Annotated in this window: 5 protein-coding genes; 3 read left to right on the top strand and 2 right to left on the bottom strand. The window is 75.9% G+C overall.

Features of this window, described 5'->3' with window-relative positions:
* Positions 1-844, bottom strand: an 844-nt coding sequence (locus ABZ794_RS33825) for a hypothetical protein (protein WP_357519491.1), incomplete at its 3' end; no start/stop codon positions are given.
* Positions 845-870: 26 nt separating this feature from the next.
* Positions 871-2,229, bottom strand: coding sequence for an MFS transporter (locus ABZ794_RS33820; RefSeq protein ID WP_357519489.1), 1,359 nt, complete (start codon positions 2,227-2,229; stop codon positions 871-873).
* 57 nt (positions 2,230-2,286) lie between these two features.
* Here ABZ794_RS33820 and ABZ794_RS33815 point away from each other — a divergent pair, with 57 nt between their 5' ends.
* The 3 genes from ABZ794_RS33815 to ABZ794_RS33805 form a co-directional block, all read left to right on the top strand.
* Positions 2,287-2,934 carry a TetR/AcrR family transcriptional regulator gene (locus ABZ794_RS33815; protein WP_238688981.1) on the top strand — a complete coding sequence of 216 codons (648 nt, stop codon included), beginning with the start codon at positions 2,287-2,289 and terminating at the stop codon, positions 2,932-2,934.
* 55 nt (positions 2,935-2,989) lie between these two features.
* Positions 2,990-4,330, top strand: a complete 1,341-nt coding sequence (locus tag ABZ794_RS33810; RefSeq protein WP_357519487.1) for an NAD(P)-binding domain-containing protein — start codon at positions 2,990-2,992, stop codon at positions 4,328-4,330.
* The coding region (locus tag ABZ794_RS33805) for an SDR family NAD(P)-dependent oxidoreductase (protein WP_357519485.1) at positions 4,327-5,140 on the top strand (814 nt) is incomplete at its 3' end. The genes ABZ794_RS33810 and ABZ794_RS33805, both read left to right, overlap by 4 nt.

The raw sequence follows: 5,140 nt of genomic DNA, 5'->3' as shown, positions 1-5,140 counted from the left end.
CGCGGGCCCGGTCGGCCTGCTCACGCGCCCGGGCGGCGTCGGCGGCCTCGGTGCGGGTCCGCGCCGCGTCGGCGCGGGACTGCTCGATCTGGCGGCGGACGTCCTGCACCTCGGCCTGCCACCGACCGGCCCGCTCGGTCGCCTCGGCGGCTGCCCGGCTGGCCCGTTCGGCCTCGGCGCGCAGCGCGTCGCGTTCCACGCTCAGGTCGGTCACCCGCTGCCGTTCGGCGTCGCGCTCGATGCGCAGGTCCCGCGCCTCGACGCGGGCCTGGTCGCGGTCGCGCTCGGCCTGGGCGCGCAACGCCTCGGCGGCGCTGGCGTCGTGGCGCGCCTGGTCGCGGGCGGCCTCGGCGTGCCGCGCCCGCTCGTCGGCGGTGGTGGCCTGCCGCTGCGCCAGCTCGGCGCGCTGGCGGGCGTCGTCGGCCTCGGCGCGGGCCTCGCGGGCCTGCTCGCGGGCGCGCGCCGCGTCGCCCGCCGCGGTCTCGGCGTCGTCGCGCGCCTCGTCGCGTTCGGTCTGCGCCGCCGCGATCTCGGTGGCGGCCTCCGCGCGGACCTGCGCGAGCTGCCGCTGCACACCCACCGGCGACAACTCCGCGTGCAGGGACTCGGTCAACGTCTCGACGATCTGGTCGAGTCGGTCCACCGCCTCCCAGGTGCGGGCCACCTGCCCGGGCAGACCGGGGGCGTTGCGGTGCCGCATCCGGCTGTTGCGGGAGGCGCGCTGGCAGGCGCCGTCGTTGTCGCGGCAGTAGCGAAACGGTCGACCCGCGCCGACGCGCTGCGGCACGGGCGCTCCACAGTGGGCGCACGGGCGGGTCTCGGTGGTGCTGGGCTGGGCGTCCATCGAGGGCGAAGTCTAGTGCCGGCCGATCAGCTCGCCGCCCGGGCCGTCGCGTCCAGGGTGTAGCGGCGTTGCAGCAGCAGCGCCGCGAGCATCGCCACCGCCGGCAGCAACCCGAAGCCGTAGCGGACCGCCGCGAGCGCGGCGTCCGGCTGCACCGGCGACTCACCCGCCGTCGAGGCCACGAAACCACCCACTGTCAGGCACAGCGCGTACGCGTACGGGCCCAGGGCCGCGCCGGTCGCCTCGGTGGCAGTCCACACCCCGGTGTAGGTGCCGGCCCCGGTGCCGCCGGCGGTGCCGGCGGCGCGGATCACGTCGGGCAGCATCGAGAACGGCAGCAACTGCATGCCGGCGAACGCCACCCCGAGCACCGCCACCGCGGCGACCAGCACCGGCAGGCCGGCCGGTCGGCCCACCGCCAACACCACCGAGCCGATCGCGAACGCGCCCTGCGCGCCGAGCAGCGCCCGCTGCTTGCCGACGCGTCGGGCCACCACCAGCCAGGCCGGGGTGACCAGCAGCGCCGGCGCCACGAACGCGGCCACCAGCACCGTGGTCAGGCCCGGGGCGCGCAGCTCGTACTCGGCGTAGTAGGGCACCCCGGCGAGCACCAGGTGGGTGGTGGTGGACATCGCCAGGTACGCGGCGACCAGCCACCGGAACTGCCTGTCACGCAGCGCCGTGCGCAACGCCCGCCACCCGCCGTGCCCCGACGCGGCGCTGGCCGGCGCGGACCCGCGCAGCCGGGCGATGCCGGCGACACCGACCAGCATGGCCACCAGCATCCCCACAGCCAGCACCACGCCCATCCGCTGGTAGCCGTCCCGCGTCGCGGCGTCGCCGCCGGTGAGCAGCGGGGCCAGCAGCCCGGAGACCAGGATGCCCAGGGTCAGCACCACCATCCGGAACGCCATCAGCCGGGTGCGTTCGTGGTAGCCGATGCGCAGATCGGCCGGGGTGGACAGGTAGGGGACCTGGTAGGCGGCGAAGAGCAGGTTGCCGGCGATGAAGAACACCGCCACCCACGCCGCCGCCGGCGCGCCGGTCAGGCCGCCGGGCACCGCGAAGAGCGCGGCGAACGCGACCGGCAGGGCGCAGCCGAGCAGCAGCAGGCGACGACGGTCGCCGCGTCGGGTCTGCTCGACGTCGGCGCGGTGCCCCACCCAGGGGTGCAGCAGCACGTCGGCGATCTTCGGCAGCAGCAGCGCCAGGCCGGCCAGCCACGGCCCGACGGCCAGCACGTCGGTGAGGAAGTAGAGCAGCAGCAGGCCGGGCACCGTCACCCAGACACCCATGCCGAGCGACCCGGCCGCGAAGCCCGCCAGGGGCCCGCGCGGCAGCGTCGCGTCGGTGGCGGCCGCAGGCCGCCGGTCCAGCCCGGTCATCGCCGCATCCTCTCCGCAATCCAACGGTTGCTGGATTCTAGGGGCAGAATGGCGGCCATGACCATGCCCCGCCGCCGCCCGGGTCGGCCCCGCCGCGACGAGACCCGGCCGACCCGCGAGGTGGTGCTCACCGCGGCGACAGCGCTCTTCGCCGAGCGCGGCTTCGACGCCGTCGGGCTGCGGGAGGTCGCCGCCGCCGCCGGGGTCGACGTCGCCACTGTCGCGCACCACACGGGTACGAAGGCGGCGCTCTACGACGCGTGCTTCGCCAGGGTGTTCGCCGCCGAACGGGACGTGCTGACCGAGGCCGCCGAGCAGGCCCGCGCCGCCCTCGACGCCGGCCCCGACGCGGCGCTACGGGCCCTGCACGAGCTGGTCGACGTCTTCGTCGACTTCCTGGAGGACCGCCCCGAGACCACCGCGCTGTGGCTGCGCCGCTGGTTGGAACCGCAGCGGCACGCCGAGCTCGACCAGCGCTACGCCGACCCGTTGTACCGGCTGGTCGCGGAGCTGCTCACCGCCGCCGCGGCGACCGGCGCCCTCGCCGAGCCGACCCCGCACATCACCGTGCGCAGTCTGGTGTGGGCGACGCACGGGCACGTGGTGGCGCTGGCCGCGGGTGCGCCCGGCGCTCGGGAGCGGCGCGAGTTCCGGGCGTTCGTGCATCGCCTGCTCGACGGGCTGTACGGATCACCGACCCCTTGACGGGCCGCCGCCGCGCGACGATTATCCATCGGACGTTGGATTAATGGGGGCGGCAATGGGCGTACCACCTCGGGTGGCGGTGATCGGGGCCGGCGCCGCCGGGCTCGCCGCGGTCAAGGCACTGGGCGACGCCGACGTGCCAACGGTGGGCTTCGAGGCCGCCGAGCAGGTCGGTGGCCTCTGGGTGTACGGGGCACCCGACTCGCCCGCGTACCGCACGCTGCACCTCAACACCAGCCGTGGTCGCACCCAGTTCGCCGACCACCCGATGCCCACCGACTGGCCCGACTACCCCGACCACCGTCGGGTCGCCGGTTACCTCGCCGACTACGCCGAGCGTTTCGGGCTGACCGACACCATCCGGCTGCGCCACACCGTCGAGCGGGTCACCCAGCACCCCGACGGCACCTGGACGGTGGCCGCCAGTGGCCCGAGCGGGCCGGTCGAGGTCACCGTCGACGCCGTGGTCGTCGCCAACGGGCACAACCGGGTGCCCCGGCTGCCCGACCCCGGCTACCCCGGCGAGTGCACCGCCGAGCAGATCCACAGCCACGACTACCGGGGCCCGGAGCAGTTGGCCGGCAGGCGGGTCCTGGTCGTCGGCGGCGGCAACTCCGCGATGGACATCGCCGTCGACGCGTCGTACGCCGCCACCCGCACCCTGCTGTCGCTGCGCCGGGGCGTCTGGGTGGTGCCGAAGTACCTGCTGGGTCGCCCCTCGGACACCCTCAACGGGGCGTTGGCCCGCCGACTGCCGTGGCGTCTGCGCCAACGCATCAGCCAGACGATGCTGAGCGCCACCGTCGGCAGCCCCACCCGCTACGGGCTGCCCGCACCGACGCACGGCTTCCTGCAGGACCACCCGACGCTCTCCGACGGGTTGCTGTCGCGGCTGACCCACGGTGACGTCGAGGCCCGACCCGGCGTCGCCGCCTTGGACGGCGACCGGGTGGAGTTCACCGACGGCCGCATCGACAGCGTCGATCTGATCATCTGGTGCACCGGTTACCGGGTGGACGTCGCGTTCCTCGACCCGGCGCTGCTCGCCGGAGGCGCCGACACCCTGCCGTTGTACCGGCACGTGTTCCACCCCGAGGCCCCCGGGCTGAGCTTCGTCGGGCTGATGCAGTCCACCGGCTCCGCGTTCCCGCTGGTCGAGGCGCAGGCCAAGCTGATCGCGGCGCATCTCGCCGGCCGGTACGCGCTGCCGGACCCGGAGCGACAGCGCGCCGCCTGCCGGGCCGAACTGCGGGCCGCGACCGCCCGCTGGGGTCAGCGCCGCCCGGCGATGCGGGTGGACTTCGACGTCTACCTGGCCGAGCTGGCCCGGGAGTTGACCGCCGGGACCCGCCGCGCCCGCTCCGGCACGACGCCCTCAACGGGGGTACCCCGGTGAGCGGCCGCTCCCTGGCCGGTCGGCGGGTGCTGGTCACCGGGGCGAGCGGGACCTTCGGCCGCCATCTCGGCGCCGCGCTGAGCGCTGCCGGCGCCCGGGTGGTGGGGCTCGACCTGCACGCCCGTCCCGACGACGACGTGCCGGTGCTGGGCTGCGACCTGACCGATGCGGACGCCGTACCGGCGGCGGTGCGGGCCGCCGTCGACCGGCTCGGGGGGCTCGACCTGCTGATCAACAACGCCGGGGTGGGTGGTCCCGCGCCGGCCGAGTTGCCGCCCGACGAGGTGGTCCGTCGGCAACTGGAGGTCAACCTGCTCGCCGCCTGGCGCACGACCGCCGCCGCTCTGCCCCCGCTGCTCACCGCACGCGGACGGGTGATCTTCGTGGCCAGCCGGATGGCGGTGCTGCCCCTCCCGCTCGCCGCCGCGTACGGGGTGAGCAAACGGGCCCTGGTCGCCTACGCCGACGCGCTGCGCCACGAGGTGGGTTCCCACGTCGGGGTCAGCGTCGTCTACCCGAGCATGGTCGCCTCACCGATCCACGACAGCACCGCCGAGGCCGGGCTGTCCCTGCAGGGGGTGTCGCGCCCCGAGCCCGTCGAAGGGGTGGTCGCGGCGATCCTGCGCACCGCCACCGCCCGACGCGCGCCCCGGGACGTGGCGACCACCGCACGCGGCCGGCTGGAGATGGCCGTCGGCCGGCACGCGCCCGCGCTGGCCGACCGGCTGGTACGCCGTACCCTCGCCGCCCGGCTCGCCGCCGGTGACCTGGACGCCGCGCCGCTGGCCGCCGGGATGCTCGGCCGCCACC

It is taken from the genome of Micromonospora sp. NPDC047187, from assembly GCF_040643355.1.
Classification (GTDB): Bacteria; Actinomycetota; Actinomycetes; order Mycobacteriales; family Micromonosporaceae; genus Micromonospora; species Micromonospora salmantinae.
Note: the sequence above shows the minus strand (reverse complement) of the source record. Positions and strands in the feature narration are given on the sequence as shown.